At 45.2% G+C, this 16,393-nt stretch carries 13 protein-coding genes; 11 read left to right on the forward strand and 2 right to left on the reverse strand.

Features of this window, described 5'->3' with window-relative positions:
• Positions 1-93 precede the first annotated feature (93 nt).
• Positions 94-2,064 (forward strand): transglutaminase domain-containing protein, encoded by a 1,971-nt coding sequence (locus B4G94_RS19925; RefSeq protein WP_286861360.1) that lies wholly within the window; start codon positions 94-96, stop codon positions 2,062-2,064.
• A 470-nt stretch (positions 2,065-2,534) separates the two neighbouring features.
• On the opposite strand, the gene B4G94_RS19930 is transcribed toward B4G94_RS19925, so the two are convergent.
• Entirely contained in the window at positions 2,535-4,022 is a 1,488-nt protein-coding gene (locus B4G94_RS19930; RefSeq protein ID WP_286861362.1) for a PLP-dependent aminotransferase family protein, read from the reverse strand.
• A 163-nt stretch (positions 4,023-4,185) separates the two neighbouring features.
• On the opposite strand from B4G94_RS19930, the gene bioB reads away from it, so the two are divergent.
• The 6 genes from bioB to bioD all read left to right on the forward strand — a co-directional run bounded on the left by bioB (position 4,186) and on the right by bioD (position 10,019).
• Positions 4,186-5,265: a biotin synthase BioB gene (bioB, locus tag B4G94_RS19935; RefSeq protein ID WP_286861364.1), complete on the forward strand. Its 1,080-nt coding sequence runs from the start codon at positions 4,186-4,188 to the stop codon at positions 5,263-5,265.
• 41 nt (positions 5,266-5,306) lie between these two features.
• Positions 5,307-6,593: an adenosylmethionine--8-amino-7-oxononanoate transaminase gene (gene bioA, locus B4G94_RS19940; RefSeq protein ID WP_286861366.1), complete on the forward strand. Its 1,287-nt coding sequence runs from the start codon at positions 5,307-5,309 to the stop codon at positions 6,591-6,593.
• Positions 6,593-7,750, forward strand: a complete 1,158-nt coding sequence (locus B4G94_RS19945) for an 8-amino-7-oxononanoate synthase (RefSeq protein WP_286861368.1) — start codon at positions 6,593-6,595, stop codon at positions 7,748-7,750. The genes bioA and B4G94_RS19945 overlap by 1 nt, the downstream gene beginning before the upstream one ends.
• Entirely contained in the window at positions 7,747-8,454 is a 708-nt protein-coding gene (locus tag B4G94_RS19950) for a DUF452 family protein (RefSeq protein ID WP_286861370.1), read from the forward strand. Before B4G94_RS19945 ends, B4G94_RS19950 begins: the two co-directional genes overlap by 4 nt.
• Positions 8,455-8,471: 17 nt before the next feature.
• Positions 8,472-9,257, forward strand: a complete 786-nt coding sequence (gene bioC, locus B4G94_RS19955) for a malonyl-ACP O-methyltransferase BioC (RefSeq protein ID WP_286861372.1) — start codon at positions 8,472-8,474, stop codon at positions 9,255-9,257.
• A 129-nt stretch (positions 9,258-9,386) separates the two neighbouring features.
• Positions 9,387-10,019: a dethiobiotin synthase gene (gene bioD / locus B4G94_RS19960; RefSeq protein ID WP_165309000.1), complete on the forward strand. Its 633-nt coding sequence runs from the start codon at positions 9,387-9,389 to the stop codon at positions 10,017-10,019.
• A 204-nt stretch (positions 10,020-10,223) separates the two neighbouring features.
• Here the strand turns inward: bioD and B4G94_RS19965 are convergent, their stop codons facing one another.
• Positions 10,224-12,737, reverse strand: a complete 2,514-nt coding sequence (locus tag B4G94_RS19965) for a phosphocholine-specific phospholipase C (protein ID WP_286861374.1) — start codon at positions 12,735-12,737, stop codon at positions 10,224-10,226.
• 72 nt (positions 12,738-12,809) lie between these two features.
• Between B4G94_RS19965 and B4G94_RS19970 the strand changes: the two genes are divergently transcribed.
• From B4G94_RS19970 to B4G94_RS19985, 4 genes are all read left to right on the forward strand, one after another.
• Positions 12,810-13,595, forward strand: a complete 786-nt coding sequence (locus B4G94_RS19970) for a response regulator transcription factor (RefSeq protein WP_286861375.1) — start codon at positions 12,810-12,812, stop codon at positions 13,593-13,595.
• The gene (locus B4G94_RS19975; RefSeq protein WP_286861377.1) at positions 13,592-14,992 is read left to right on the forward strand and encodes a HAMP domain-containing sensor histidine kinase; all 1,401 of its coding nucleotides are present in this window, start codon (positions 13,592-13,594) and stop codon (positions 14,990-14,992) included. Before B4G94_RS19970 ends, B4G94_RS19975 begins: the two co-directional genes overlap by 4 nt.
• Before the next feature lie 163 nt (positions 14,993-15,155).
• The gene (locus B4G94_RS19980; RefSeq protein ID WP_165309003.1) at positions 15,156-15,341 is read left to right on the forward strand and encodes a hypothetical protein; all 186 of its coding nucleotides are present in this window, start codon (positions 15,156-15,158) and stop codon (positions 15,339-15,341) included.
• A gap of 164 nt (positions 15,342-15,505) precedes the next feature.
• Complete coding sequence (locus B4G94_RS19985) at positions 15,506-16,339, forward strand: sulfite exporter TauE/SafE family protein (protein WP_286861380.1); 834 nt, start codon at positions 15,506-15,508, stop codon at positions 16,337-16,339.
• Positions 16,340-16,393 lie beyond the last annotated feature (54 nt).

Consider the following 16,393-nt stretch of genomic DNA (forward strand, 5'->3'; position numbering starts at 1 on the left):
ATATAATTAGCATCAACACGAAATTTTAGTTGATAAAATTTAAAATTATTTCATACATTCGCTATATAATTCTTAACCATATAGTGACTTTTTATGAAATGTTTTTTCACCGGCCTGCTTCTTTTCGGCAGTTTTTTGGCTCATGCCCAAGATTTTTCATTTGGTAAAGTAAAAAAAGAGGATTTCGCCATTGATATTGGTAAGCTGGACACCGCAGCCAATGCATTTGTGATCCGAGAATACGGTTCCGCCCAGGTCAACTACACTTCGCATGCCGGCCTTGTTGTCGAATTCGTCAAACACGTCCGGATCAAAATATTGAACAAGGAAGGTTACCAGCATGCAAACTTCAGCATCCCACTCTACAAAAGTGGAAATGACCGCGAAACTGTCACTGATATCAAAGGAGCCTCCTATCATCTTCAGGGAGACAAAGTTGTCGAAACCGAAATGACAAAGGCCAATATCTTTAACGAAAATTCATCGGAAAACCTTTCCCTAACCAAGGCAGCCATCCCACAGGTCCAGGAGGGAACAATTATTGAATATCGTTATAAAACGGAATCACCCTTTATTTTCAACCTCAATGCCTGGGAATTTCAGGAGGAAATCCCCAAAATCTATAGTGAGTATGTCACGCGTATACCGGAAATCTGTCATTATAAATCCAATTTAAAGGGGGGATTTCCTATCAAAGACCGCAAAACAGATAATTACAACACAGGATTGCATAGTGAAATCGGTGATATTCTGGGCAATAGAACGACCTATATCATGGAGAATATTCCGGCCTTCCACAGTGAAGACTATATGACCTCTTCGAAAAACTTTCGGTCTATTCTATTTTTTGAACTCGGGCGGTATAGTATCCCAATGGGTCCCACAAAAGACTTCTCTCTTACTTGGGAGAATGTGCGGGAAAAATTGGTCGCAGATGAAAGTTTTGGTGGCCAGGTTAAACGAAAAGGTGCGCTGAAGGATTTTATTGAACCTATATTGCGGGGGGCAAATAATGACATCGCAAAGGCGTCGCGTCTCTACACCTACTTCCAGAAACAGATCAAATGGAACAATAAGCACTCCATCTACGCAAAAAACATTAAAGAAGCGCTGGAGAAAAGAACGGGCAACAGCGCCGACATCAATCTTGGACTAGTCAATGCGCTGCGTTACGCCCAACTGGAGGCCATCCCAGTGATCTTATCAACTCGCGACAATGGTTATGCAGGACTGTATGCACCCGCAATATCGGAATTCAACCATGTCGTTGCCCAGGTAAAACTTGGGGAGGAATATTATTTATTGGATGCCACTTCGCCCTATGAACCCTTCGGAAACATCCCCTTAAAATGCGTCAATTATCAAGGCCGATCTATTCCTTTGAGCGGCGAGTCCGACTGGGTGAAACTGGAATCAAAACTGTCTTCCTCGCAACATAATTTCTTTTCCGGTGAATTAATGGAGAATGGCACGCTTAAAGGAAAATGGATAACCTCGCGGAATGGCTATATGGCGTCAAGAATGCGTGAACGTCTACAAGAAAGCAATTCTGAAGAGGAGTTTTACGAAAAATGGGATGAGGAAAACAACCGGATCAAAATCAACAACTTTAAGGTATCCAATCGGGATTCCCTGGACAAACCGCTTAAAGAAGAGTTTGAAATTGAAATTGAAAATTTTGCCAATCTACAAAATGACCAACTGGCATTTAATCCCTATCTTGATAGCAAAACCACCAAAAACCCATTTAATCTGACCGAACGTAATTACCCGATTGATTTTGGCTCCCTGATCCAGGAAGAAAGTTACATGGAGATAAAACTGCCCAAAGGATACACCTACGCTCCCGAAACAAAATTAAAAAATATCAGCATGGCCTTACCGGAACGTGCAGCCCGTTATATTTTTAAGGTCAGCAATACAGATCCGAATGTCCTTCTTATTGAGAGCGCAACCCAATTCAACAAACCACTGTTTCTACCCGAAGAGTATTTTGATCTAAAAGAGTTTTTTAGCCGGATCATCCAAGCACAGAAACTGGATATTTCATTAAAGAAAATCTAATCGACACCTTAACAAAAACTTCATGTTATATTGACGATAAGCTTAAATAAGGGTGATAAATTTGAATATCAAAAAAGAAGAAATAAAATGATTAAAGATTCAGATTTATTCGAACTAGAACATACCTTCCTTGGTGAAGGTTTCGAGTTAGATGGTGATGACATTATCACCGATGAAGACTAGGTCTTCACTTTTCTAAGCAAGTATTATTCCCCTTATATAATCTCTAAGCCCGGTTGATTCCTCTCCGGGCTTTTTCCTGTCATTTTTATTTTCGCTTCCCCGGCATGATGCTCACTCCGACAGCAATCAATCTTCGATGGATCTTCTCTCCTTCTCCGAATGCGGCTTGCGTAGGATTTTCTGCCCGGATTTTATAATTAGTCATATTTACCCCATCCCTACAAACATAACAATCGTCAATAATTCTACAATCCGCCATATATCTTCAGCATAGGGCATAATAGGTTTTAGACTACAAGCACAGATTCCAGTTCCTGATAAGCCTCATGCAGTAGCTGAATTGCTTCGCATAGGTCCCTTTCATCGAGATGGGCAAAACCTAATCGGAGAGCAGTAATGGTCCTGTTCTGATACAGGCAATTACTGGGCAGCAACACACCTTTTTCTTTTGCTCTTTCCTGCAAGGCGGTTAGCGAAAAACTGGAATTAAACCGGACCCAAAAGGCCAATCCCGACACCGGAACCTCAAAGGTGATCTGATCTCCAAAATGGTTATGCAGCAGTTGCGCAAATAAGTCTTTTCGCTCAGCGACTATTTTTTGAAACTTGCGCTGATAACGAAAAATATCACCTTGATGGATAATTTCACCCAATGTTTTTTCAATCATAAAATTGGGCTTCCCAAAGAGACTGAGGTATTTTTTTCCTTCTTCCAAAAGATCCTGGGGGGCAATCAAAAAATTCATTTGAAAGCCGGGATCCAGAAAACGGCCGAAAGTACCTGTGTAAATGACACGCTGACCGCCATTCTTCCGAAAAAGGGATTCCTCTTTGCCCTTGACCAGCGAAGACTCAAAATCAACATCATCTTCGATCACTATAAAATCATACTGCTCGGCCAGCTGCAGCAGTTGTATTTTTCTTTTTTCCGAAAGGCTTATGGTAGTCGGGTACTGGCATTTTGTATTGATATACACACATCTGATCTCACCCGGCTTAAATTGTGCCGCGATGTAATCAATATCCATCCCCGCGGCATCCAAAGGTACCGTTTTAAGCCTGGCGCCGGCTTGGCTAAAGATCATATTCGGCAAAAAATAGCTTAAACTCTCAATCAGCACGATATCTCCCTGCTGGATCAATAAACGTGATAAAATAGAAAAGATCTGTTCCCGGCTGGCAATGGGCAGTAAAAAGTTGCGGGAGAGATGAAACCCACGTGTTAGGTTGAGATAATAACTCAATTGATCCCTGAAAAACAGATTGCCGTCAGCCGTGGCCGGCAATTCATCGCTCTTCTTTTTCCGTTTCACCATCGAAGCATAAAAACGTACCAGTTCTTCGCTCTCTATGATCCGGTAATCCGGGGTACCGTCTGTAAAATAATATTTTTCGGGAATCTCAAACACAGGCGTATCCAGAATCAATTCCCGTCTAAAAGGATATGGAGCCCGATCCGGAGGCTGCCGAAAAGCTGCAGCCGGAGAAGCTGCACTAACAACACGTTCGGGGTTTTTCACAAAGGTACCTCGGTTTGGCAGAATCTCCACCCAGCCCTGCTCTTGCAGTTCGGCTAACGCGGCGACGACGGTTTTCCGGTGTACCTTCAGTTCCATGGCAACCTTTCGGCTTCCCGGGAGAAGATCCCCCTCCTCCAGCAGGTTGCGTTTGACAGCATTAATAAATTGATAGACGATCTGTATATAAACAGCATCCTCCTTGCGGCGATCAATCTTAATAATTGAATGAAAAGCTATATTTACCGGACTACTCATTATGTTTATTTCGGACTACCAAAGTTAATGTTTAAACTGTAATCTTTGCAATTCATCAACAAAAACACGTCTATAAAAAATTAAAACACAGGTAATTTCACAACAACAACAACAACAACAACAACAACAACACACTGGTTTACAAACGATCAAACAGAAGAACATGAGTATAGAAAGAAAATGGACACAAGCCGAAGTCGTCGCCCTATATAACAAGCCGATTATGGAACTACTGTACGAAGCGGCGACAGTCCACCGCCGTCACCATGACTCGAATAAAGTACAGGTTTCCACATTGATTTCCATAAAAACAGGAGGATGTCCGGAGGATTGTGCCTACTGCCCCCAGGCGGCGCGCTACCATACTGATGTGAAGGCCGAACGACTGATGAGCGTTGAGCAGGTCAAAGCGCAGGCCCTGGCCGCCAAGGCTGGCGGGAGTTCGCGGATATGCATGGGTGCTGCCTGGCGTAATGTCAAAGACGGGCCTGAGTTTGACCAGGTATTGGATATGGTACGTACACTCAACAGGCTTGACATGGAAGTATGCTGCACCTTGGGGATGCTGACCGAAAATCAGGCACAACGGCTATCGGAGGCCGGACTCTATGCCTATAACCACAACCTGGACTCTTCTGCCGAATATTATGAAGAAATCATCTCGACCAGAAGTTACGGTGACCGTCTTGAGACCATCGAAAATGTGCGTAAAACCAACATTACTGTATGCAGCGGCGGTATTATAGGTATGGGCGAAACCATAGCCGACCGTGCGGATATGCTGATTACACTTGCCGCTCTCCTACCACAACCTGAATCAGTACCAATCAATGCGCTGGTTCCCGTCGCGGGCACACCGATGGAAGCAATGGAGACAGTATCCATCTGGGAAATGGTACGTATGGTGGCTACCGCACGTATTTTACTGCCACAGACACAGGTCCGTCTATCCGCAGGCCGTAGTAACATGAGCCGCGAGGGACAGGCACTATGCTTTTTTGCGGGTGCCAACTCGATTTTTGCAGGCGACAAACTACTTACGACCCCCAATCCCGACATCAATGAAGACCTCGCGATGTTCAAAACCCTGGGCCTGATTCCGCAACAGCCCTTTGAGAAAAAAAGCCAGCCCGAAACCATCGCGGCAGAAGCTGCCCAATATCATGCTTTGGGCGAACGCCCGCAATGGTCGAGACCTGATCATAGCATTGAACGAAACCTTGCCAAACAACAGGAGAAATAAAACAAAGTCAGTGTTCAGCTTTTGAAAACAAAATAAAAATAATGACACAATACAACGCTACGGACGATTTCGACAGACAGCATTTATGGCATCCATATACCCGCATCACAGATCCGCTACCGGCCTACAAGGTCCGTCGCGCCGAGGGTTGTACGATCGAACTGGACAACGGGCAGCAGCTTATCGACGGGATGTCATCCTGGTGGTGTACCATCCATGGCTATAACCACCCGGTACTAAATGCTGCGGTAACTGCCCAGCTCGGTAGCATGTCCCATGTGATGTTTGGCGGATTGACACACGAACCGGCAATTGCGCTGGGTAAAACACTTCTCGAGATCACTCCACCTTCGCTCGACAAAATATTTTACGCCGATTCCGGTTCCGTTGCCGTGGAAGTGGCACTTAAAATGGCCGTACAATACTGGGTAGCGCAAAACATGGTTCACAAAACTAATTTTGTCACCGTTCGTTCAGGCTACCATGGTGACACCTGGAATGCCATGTCCGTATGCGATCCTGAAACCGGAATGCACCGCATTTTCGGCAATACCCTTCCAATACGTTATTTTGCAGAAGCCCCTAAGATCGGGTTTGATGAATCCTGGGACGAGAGCGATATTACTTCCCTGGCAGAACTGATCCGAACACATCGGGACGAACTGGCCGGACTAATCCTTGAACCCATTGTCCAGGGTGCCGGCGGGATGCGTTTCTACCATCCCGAATACCTGCGCCGGGCAGCTAAACTTTGCAGAGAGCATAACATCCTACTGCTATTTGATGAAATTGCCACGGGATTCGGCCGCACGGGAAAGCTCTTTGCCTACGAACATGCCGCCGTAGAACCGGATATCCTCTGCATCGGCAAGGCATTGACAGGTGGGTATATGACCTTATCGGCCGTCATTACCTCTACTGCTATTGCAGAAACGATTTCCAATGGTAATCCCGGCACATTTATGCACGGCCCGACTTTTATGGCAAATCCGCTGGCCTGTGCTGTAGCCCATGCGTCGGTCAAATTATTGTTGTCTACAGACTGGAAAGCAAAGGTAAAATCCATCGAAGCACAGCTACTTCAAGCGCTTGCTCCAGCAAAAGACTTCCCTCAGGTGGAAAATGTAAGGGTGCTGGGCGCCATCGCTGTCATCGAGATGAAAAGCCCAGTCTCCATGGCCCAAATACAACAACGATTTATTGAGGAAGGTGTCTGGATCAGGCCTTTTGGCAAACTGATTTATATCATGCCGCCCTTTATCATTAGTATAGCGGAGCTAGACAGGTTAACACAGGCTTTGCTCCGGGTTGTCAAAGAAATCAATTAATGGAAAAAAACCGATTGCATAGCTTCGCGGAAGAGCTCCACGAACTCGAAAAACAAGGCAATAGCCGCGAGCTCCCCTGGATTACCCAAGAGGGAAGTATCATACGAAAGGGAGAGCAAACGAGCTATAATCTTTCCTCAAACGACTACCTGGATCTCGCAAGAGATACCGCACTACGCGAAGAATTCCTTCAGTCGCTCGATAAGGACAATGCGTTTTTCAGCGCCTCATCTTCACGCCTGTTGACAGGCAACCATATGTTGTACACAGCACTTGAAACGCAGCTCAGCATGATGTTTGGGACTGAAAACGCACTGGTTTTTAACAGTGGCTACCACATGAACATGGGTATCCTTCCTTCCATTTGCCATAGCGGCACCCTCATCCTGGCCGAAAAATGGGTACATGCCAGTCTAATTGACGGCATCCGACTTTCGAAGGCTCCGCATTTCCGGTACCGGCATGGCGACCACGCCCATCTCGAAGAATTATTGGCAAGGTATGCTTCCCGCTTTGAGCGCATCATTATCGTCACCGAAAGTATTTTCAGTATGGACGGCGACTGCACAGACTTAGGTTACCTGGTCAGTCTCAAACATCGCTATGCCAACGTTCTGCTTTATGTCGACGAGGCCCATGCCGTGGGTGTCCGCGGTGTAAAGGGGCTGGGTTGTGCCGAAGAACAAGATTGCATTGCTGAGATTGATTTCCTGACCGGAACCTTTGGAAAAGCGCTGGCTTCCCTGGGCGGCTATCTGGTCTGCCGGCAAGTTATCCGCGATTATCTGGTCAATAAAATGAGAACACTACTGTTTACAACAGCTCTTCCTCCGGTCAATCTCATGTGGAGTTTATTTGTCCTAAAACGCTTGGACGGTTTCACAGAGCGCCGTCAGCAACTCCATAAAAACAGCGAATTGCTCAAACAGCAGATCCTCGCAAAAGGTTATGAATGTCGTTCGGAAAGCCATATTCTTCCCCTGATTATCGGAGACAGCAAGACGGCGGTACTGAAAGCCGAAGACCTACAACGGAAGGGGTTTTATGTACTCCCTATCCGCCCACCCACTGTACCGGAAGGAACCTCAAGGATACGCATTTCATTAACAGCAGGCATAAAAACGTCACTCATCCATCAACTTGCAGCAAGCTTATGATACTCAAAAAAATCCCCCCGGTGCTTCATGTCGTAACCCCGGACAATCCAATTCTGATGGATTATACCAGCCCGCCCAACAAAAAGCTCGTATTATTCTTTGCGGGCTGGGGAATGGATGAACAGCCCTTTTTGGCAAACGGTAGGTCCGACCGGGATCTGATCATTGCCTATGACTACCATTCCCTGGCACTGGACGAAAGCCTGCTCCGGGGATATGAGGAGATTCAGGTTTTTGCCTGGTCTATGGGGGTATGGGCTGCCGCACAGGTATTACCCGGACTGAAATCCAGAAATTACCCGGTTCGTACCTGTACAGCCATCAATGGTACAGCGTTTCCGATCGATGATGAAAAAGGTATTCCCAACCAAGTATTCAAAGGTACCCTCGCTACCCTGAGCGAATGGACACTGGATAAATTCCGGCTACGGATGTGTGGCTCAAGGGAGCTGTTGCAACAATTTCTTGCCAACACACCCAAGCGTGATATCGAAAGCCTGCGAACGGAGCTGATCGCTATTGGGGAGCAGGTCGCAGCGTGTTCAGGCACAGCCTTTCAATGGGATCAGGCTTACATCGGAACGGAAGACAGAATTTTTAGTCCAGAAAATCAGCAACGCGCCTGGAATCATACCCCACATAGGTTTTTCGATGCTGGCCATTACCCCCAAAAATTAGTTCAAGAGCTTTTGCTGCAGGTTTAAAATGCATATAGTTTAAAATGAAAATAGCGATCGACAAACAGCGGGTTAGATCCCGCTTTTCCAAAGCCGCAATGAGTTATCATTCCACAGCGGTGATCCAAGGTCAAATTGCCGAAAAAATGATCACGCTGTTGCAGGGATTTATTCCAATGAGACCAGACCGTGTATTGGAAATAGGCTGCGGAACCGGCCTTTTCTCCAGCCTTTTGCTCCAACATTTCTTACCAAAGCATATCATCTTCAATGACACCAGTCCAGAAATGATAACCCGGGTGACGGATATGGTGAAGCCGCAACACCCTTCAAGCCAATACAGTTTTATCTGTGATGACGCCGAAAGCTGTCCCCTCCCCGAACAATTGGATCTGATTGCTTCCTGTTCCACAATCCAATGGTTTGAACGCCGCGGTTCTTTCTTTGCACGCTGTCATTCCGCCCTCCTTGAACATGGCATTCTGGCTTTTAGCACCTTTGGCGAGGAAAATATGCGCGAGATGAGTGCAACAACACAGGTCGGTCTCAGCTATGGTTCGAAATCAGAACTTGTGGCAGAACTAGTCGCCCTGGGTTATGAAATCCTGCTCGCGGAAGAAGAACTGCTCAGACTATACCTTGACGGCCCTTTACAGGTACTTAATCACCTGAAACAAACCGGCGTGACAGGCATAACAAGTCATCGCTGGACAAAAGGCAAACTGCAGGCATATTGTAACGCCTATACGGCACGCTATACCGTAGGAAGGGAGGTTACACTGACCTACCATCCCATCTATATCATTGCAAAGAAAAGAAAGGACCGCTAAACAGAAAAAATGCATGTATACACATCGGCTGATCGAAAGAAAATCTATCGAAAGACAAGCAAGCAGTTAATCAATGCAAGTAATTGATTAACAACAACGATTTAGTAGAAATTAAATGATAAAAAAGAAATGAACAACAACATTTATTTTGTCTCTGGCATAGATACAGGGATCGGAAAAAGTTATGCAACCGGCTTTATCGCAAAACAATGGAATGCAGCGGGGCTGCGCACAATAACCCAAAAACTGGTACAGACAGGAAATACGTCAATTTCAGAAGATATTATCCTACACCGTAAACTTATGGGAATCACTTTTACGGAAGAGGACATGCAAAAAATAACCATGCCTGAAATTTTCAGCTACCCGGCCTCTCCTCATCTGGCCGCATGCATAGATAAACGGGAAATCAATTTTGAAAAAATCAGGCAGGCAACAATCCAATTAAGCCAACGTTATGACGCTGTACTGATTGAAGGCGCCGGAGGCTTAATGGTGCCGCTCACTGAGAATTATCTGATTATAGACTATATCAAGGAAATGGACTACCCTTTGCTTTTTGTAACGTCCGGAAAATTAGGTAGCATCAACCATACCCTTCTTAGCCTGGAGGCGATTGCCAGACGTAGGATTCAACTGCACACAGTGATCTACAACACATTCCCTGTACCTGAAGACAATACCATTAGCGCAGATACGCAGCGCTATCTGCGGACATATATTCAAACCCGGTTTCCGGAAACCAACTTTATTGTCATATAACAGTTGATCCCTTATAATGCCGTTTGGCAATTCGCAGATCCGACTTTACCGTTATCTGCCACGCGTTAAGGCAAGTCACGGTATCTTCACATAGCGGTATTCTATTCATAATTAGCCAATGCCTAATTAACCACGCAAAAGATCTCGCAGCGAATTCAGTTCTGTTGCCGCAATCTTATCGCGTCTATACTGCCGAACAAAAAACTAGGCCAATAAAGGATCAGTGGTGGTTTCCGTGCCAGTCTCCAATCGTCCGGCAAGCTGCAACCCGAAATTTGCGCCACCCAGCCCCATAATGGTAAAATCATACCAATTGCCCTGTTCGGCAACATCCAAAATCAGGGCCAGTTCTTTGCCCGCTTCGATTTCTTTTGTCGCTCTATAGGTTTGGTAATTCAAACTTTTGACTTCCACCTGAACGGTCTTGACGTCAAGGTTCTTCAAAGTCAGCAGCAGCTTCCCGCTTGGCGCTTTGGTCAGTGATTTAAATTCCGGCGACACCGTAGCCACGAGGGCCGGCGCATCTTTATGCCCCGCGAACCTCCGGTAAAAGCCATTTGGCCCATGCAGCTCAAAGGCATATTCTCCACCTTCAAACTTATTAAGATCCCATTGATAGCTGAGTCGATCTCCCGCCTTAACCGCAAAATTCCAGTTTCGATAGGTTTCGGTTTGTCCCTCCACATCGGTATAGGCAAGCGGACTATACACATTGAAAGGCGCACCACTGGTCTTCTTGCCAAACAGAGCGGTATCTACCAGCATCGTCATATGAAATTGACCGTTCTGCACATAGCCAACGGCATCATGGCCATAAGGCAAACCGGGCGATTTACGAATTCCCTTTTCCTGTATACGGTTGAATTGCGGCATCCATACCTGCTGTTTAGCCCGGTTCAGATCGGTGATCTCCGCAAATCCGCCGGGGTCTTTCTTGAACTGTGCATTGTAGATAGTTTCTATATATTGATTCCGCTCCAGAAAAGGAAGCTGTTCCTGTCTTTGGACGAAAGGTGTAAAGGCCGATGTCAGGTCACCACAAATTGTTCTTCGCCAGGCACTGATATGATCTAGCCGGATATTCTTGTTGTATTTATGATTAAAGAAGTATTCTAAAAACTGTAAGGTAGACGTATGGTCGAATACCTGTGAACAGACTTTTCCGCCACGCGACCAAGGTGATGCAATATACATCGGCACACGGAACCCTAATCCGACAGCCCCTTCACGGGCCTGTTTCTTCGGAATCCCCTGTTTGAGTTCATTGTCCAACCGCACCATTTCCACCTCGCTGTCGATCCCCGCGGAACAGGCCCCGGTGTCTTTCTTCATCAGATCGGGAATCAGGAAAGGTTTCACATGGTCGTAATACCCATCATTTTCATCGTAAGTAATGATAAAAATAGTCTTCTTCCAGACTTCGGGATTTTTGGTCAGGATATCCAAGACCTCCGAGACGTACCAAGCACCATACCAAGGTGCGCTGGGATGATCCGAAAAGTTTTTAGGACCAGCCAGCCAAGATACCGCAGGCAATTTTCCGCCATCAACATCTTTTCGGAACTGATCGAGCACGTCACCCTTGGGTACTTCGATCGTCCGTTTTTTACCTTGACCCTTAAATTGCAGAGTCTCAAGCTTACGATAATTATCATCCCCTTTATTTATGGTAAATGCGCGCTGATGCAGCGATTTGGTGAAATCAGAAAGCTTATTATACTGATCGGCATTGAATTCCTTCAGTTCAGCTTCGGCCCGTCCCAGCGCTTCACTTTTCTTACGGATATCAGCACGGATTTTCTCTGCCTTTTCCTCCGATTCGGGCGACCGCTCTTCGAGCGCCGAAATCTGCCCCGGCAGATCGCGCACCTGCGCTGCAAGGTTGCTGACATAGGTATCTTTGAACTTCACCTGATAGGCCTGAAAAAATTCCAGCAGATTACAGCCGAAGTTGGACAACCAAGCACGTTCTTCACCCGATAAGCCGCCACCACAGCTTGTTTCATTCTGATAAAAGCGCCAATCGATGCCATTCTTTTCCAACAGCTCCGGAAAAGTCTGCCAGGTCATTTTTCCATAACCAAAATCATCATTGCGAATATTGACCTTCTGCAGACCGTCCTTCATCTCGGTGATCTTTCCTGTCCAAAAGAACGAACGGTTGGGGGTTGTACTGGTCATACCCGAACAGAAATTCTGATCACATACGGTAAAAGCGTCTGCTAGGGCATAATGGAAAGGTAAGTCTTCGCGGTTAAAATAACCCAGTGTCAGGGGCATGGCGGCATACTGCTTATTCCCGGATTGCTTTGCCGTCAACCATTGGTCGTATTTCCCCCCATTAAAGGCATCAACCTGACTTGCCCTGCTGTGCGGAAGCGAGCCCATCCAGGTCACCTTGCTGTCTTTGAGATTTAAGCGAAAAGGAGCAAATACCTTACCCGATTTATCCGTCTGATACCAAGCAGGCAGACCATTGGGCAGGCGTACGGCACGTGGATCATTGAAGCCGCGTACACCGGATAGGCTTCCCAGGGTATGATCAAAAGAACGGTTTTCCTGCATCAGTATCACGATATGCTCCGCATCCAGAAAACTGCTCCCTGCCACGGGATCTATCGCGAAGGCTTTTTGAATGGATGCCGGCATAAAGCTGGCAATACCAGCGGCCCCTGAAAATAACAAGGTCTTTCGAAGAAACTCTCTTCTGCTTTCCATAATGTTTATCTATAATTTCGATTTGAATCTACTTAGATTTCTTTTTGTTTCATATTTCTTCGTGTAAATCTTATGTTACTAAATGATTTACCAAAAGGGAGCTATCCCAAAGTTACTTTCGATACGGTTGGCAAAATTTGTTTACTTTTACGAAACGACAATGCATACATTATGGTGGACATTTTGCTACTCGAAGATGACAGGGTTCTTTCGACTGAAATCAAATCCTTTTTACTGAGTCAGGGCTTTACTTGTGATCTAGCTTATGACGGCATTGAGTTTCTGGCGCAGACGCATCAAAAAAAATATGATTTTTACCTGTTGGACATCAATGTCCCAAAGATCAACGGTCTTGATATCTGTAAGAAGATAAGAAGCCATGATGCGCTGACCCCGATCATCATTCTTTCAGCCTATGATGACATCGACGACAAAAAGGAAGCATTCCTACGTGCCGCAGATGATTATCTGGTCAAACCCTTTGTGCTGGATGAGCTGTTGATGCGCATCAACTCCCTCCTGCGCCGGCAACAGTATAAGGAAAGCCTCAGCTTAAAAACTTTGGTTATTGATGATCTTGTTATCTATCCCGAAGAAGCCCGCGTCCTCCGGGCCAATGAAGAAATCAGCCTGACACAAAAAGAATTTCAGTTACTACTAATCCTGGCTCAGGCCAATGGGCGCACCTTGTCCAAGCAGTATATCTCAGAAGAAGTATGGAAGAATCAATTTCAGACAACACAAAATACCATCGAAGTCTACATTAATTTTTTACGTAAAAAAATAGACAAGAATTTTGAAAATAAGCTTATCCACACCCGCCCCGGATTTGGTTATTACCTTGCTGCCGATAAATGACTTTAAAAAAGAAAATAGCGATCGGTTTTAGCATTGCCTTCTCCATTTTATTTGGAATTGCAATGCTAATTATCTATTACGCCAGCGTCGATTTCAGGAATGATCAATTCCGCCAGCGCCTGATAGATAAGCTGGACTATATTTCACATTACATTGCCAATACCCCTTCCTTTGACCGCGAATCTTATAAAATCTACTTCCAGGATATTGAAGATGGACTTTCTTATGAAGACGTCATTATCCTGGACAAGAACAAAAAACTTATTTTCAGCACGGTAAAAGACAAAACCATTGCCTGGGATCAGCGCATTATCAACCGACTGGAAAATGAAAAACGCATCTTCTATAAACAGGATCAATATGAAATATTGGGCAAATATTATCTGATTAACCAACAGGCCTACTATCTTTTGGTAAAGGCCCAGGATTATTCGGGCAACGAAAAATTGGACCACCTGGCCATCGTATTAACCATCTTATTTTTACTGAGTGCCCTGCTGATCTGGTTTTTTAGTTACAACCTTATTCTACGTTTATTAAGTCCTTTAGACAGGCTAAAAAATGACATCACGCAGATCAATGCCAGTAAGCTGACCAATCCGGTTAAATATGCCGGAAATACGGACGAGATCGCGGTATTGACCCAGGCATTCAACACCATGTTGAAGCGGCTGTCCAATGCATTTGAATCCCAAAAAGAATTCAATTCCAGTGCCTCCCATGAGTTGAGGACACCGCTGGCCAGAATGTCATTTCAACTGGAGAACCTCCGCCATCAACATCAGCTGGATGAAGACGTCAGCCATATACTTGACAATATCTCAAAGGAGACACAGCATCTTTCGGAAGTAACAAACTCGTTGATGCTGCTTTCAAAATTTGATTCGGCAACACTACAGACCACTTATCAGGAAGAACGCATCGATGAGATTATTTTTATGGCATATGAAAAGGCAGTAAAGACCTTTCCCGACCTGCAGATCGACTTTTCTATAAAAGGCGTCGACGACCCTACACTGAGTATTTTTTGCTCCGCCCAACTGATTGAAATAGCATTTGTCAATCTTTTCAAAAATGCAGCACTCTATTCCTATCATCCCGAGGTGACTGTTGTTATCCATGAGTCCTCGAGCCAGCTAAAAGTAATGGTCAGCAGTCATGGTGCCCCGCTCAGCACGAATGATCAAAAGCGTATTTTTGAGGCCTTCAGCCGAGGGGAGAACGCTTCAGAAATTACGGGATCGGGCCTAGGCCTAAGGATTGTCAAACGCATTATGGACTCACATCAAGCAAACATTGAATACAAAGCCGATATGCAGCAATCTACGCATATATTTGTGCTAAAGTTTCCCTTACCAGCAGCTAAAGAGGCAAATATCCTAACCAATGCTCAATAGACCGCTCCTTCAAACCCATTCGCATTTTTACCCATAATGGGCTAAAAAACAAATCGAACCATCTTTTATTTATCGTCAAACAGTTAAATTTTAAGTTTTTTTTAAGCATTTATTAAGGGGCTTTTAATCTATGTCCTTTTTCTTTGCTTCATAAGATTTGATCATGATGACAAAGAAAACCTTGCTATTTTCTCTATTTTTAATTTCAATTGCATTCGCCCAACAGAAAGCGGCTGTAACCGCCAATGCTACTGGTCAACAAAATATTGTTGGCAGTCCTGAAAACACTGCTGGCAAAACAATATTGCAATCTTCAAACAGAAAGATGACCCTGCTGCCTACGCCGTGAGGTGTAAGGCAGCATCTCTTTCACCGGATGCAATGGGGCACCTATTGATGTAACATTTGTATCTATTCAGGCCACAAAGTTTCAAAAACAACAAAAAGCCCTTAAGTTTACAGCAAATTATCTTCCGGAGGCTCACTGATGTCCCCGGAGCAACAAACAACTATATGACTATTCTCACCTTTACACTCATCCTCCTTTTGGGTGCATTTGTAGCAGGACTCTTAGGTTCGCTGACAGGCTTAGGGGGAGGGGTTGTCGTCATTCCACTGCTGACCCTCCTGTTCCACGTTGACATCCGTTACGCCATTGGGGCAGCATTACTGGCGTCAATAGCAACCTCTTCGGGTGCAGCTACAGCCTACGTCAAAGAAGGGATCACCAATATTCGGCTCGGGATGTTTTTGGAAATCGCAACGACAATCGGCGCTGTCATTGGTGCCGTTATCGCGATCTACATGCCCACCAACACCATTGCCATTATCTTTGGTGTGGTATTGATCTTTTCGGCCGCAATGACGGTGCGCAAGAAAAATGAACATGCGCTATCCGGTGGTTCGGCTTTGGCCGAAAAGTTAAAACTGAACAGTTCCTACCCTTCGGAAGGCAAGCTTGTTCCCTATAAACTGACTAATGTCGTTGGTGGCTTTTCATTAATGGGCGTTGCCGGGGTGCTCTCGGGACTACTGGGCATAGGTTCAGGTTCCCTGAAAGTACTCGCCATGGATAGCATGATGAAAATTCCATTTAAAGTAAGTACAACAACAAGTAATTTCATGATCGGGGTGACGGCAGCGGCTTCAGCCGTGGTTTATCTACAACGGGGTTATATGGATCCTGGTATTGCCTTTCCCGTCATTCTGGGTGTACTTTGTGGCGCTATTACAGGGTCAAAGCTTTTGAAACGAATGAACCCCAAGACCTTGCGTATTATTTTCGCTGTAGCCATCACATTGGTCGCACTCGAAATGATTTTTAATGGATTTCAACAAAAATTTTAAGCAGGCAAATCTTTAACGAATAACAATAATACGTTTCGTTTTTCCGTTGGCGAT

Source organism: Sphingobacterium sp. UBA7625 (assembly GCF_002484085.1).
In the GTDB taxonomy this organism is placed as follows: Bacteria; Bacteroidota; Bacteroidia; order Sphingobacteriales; family Sphingobacteriaceae; genus Sphingobacterium; species Sphingobacterium athyrii.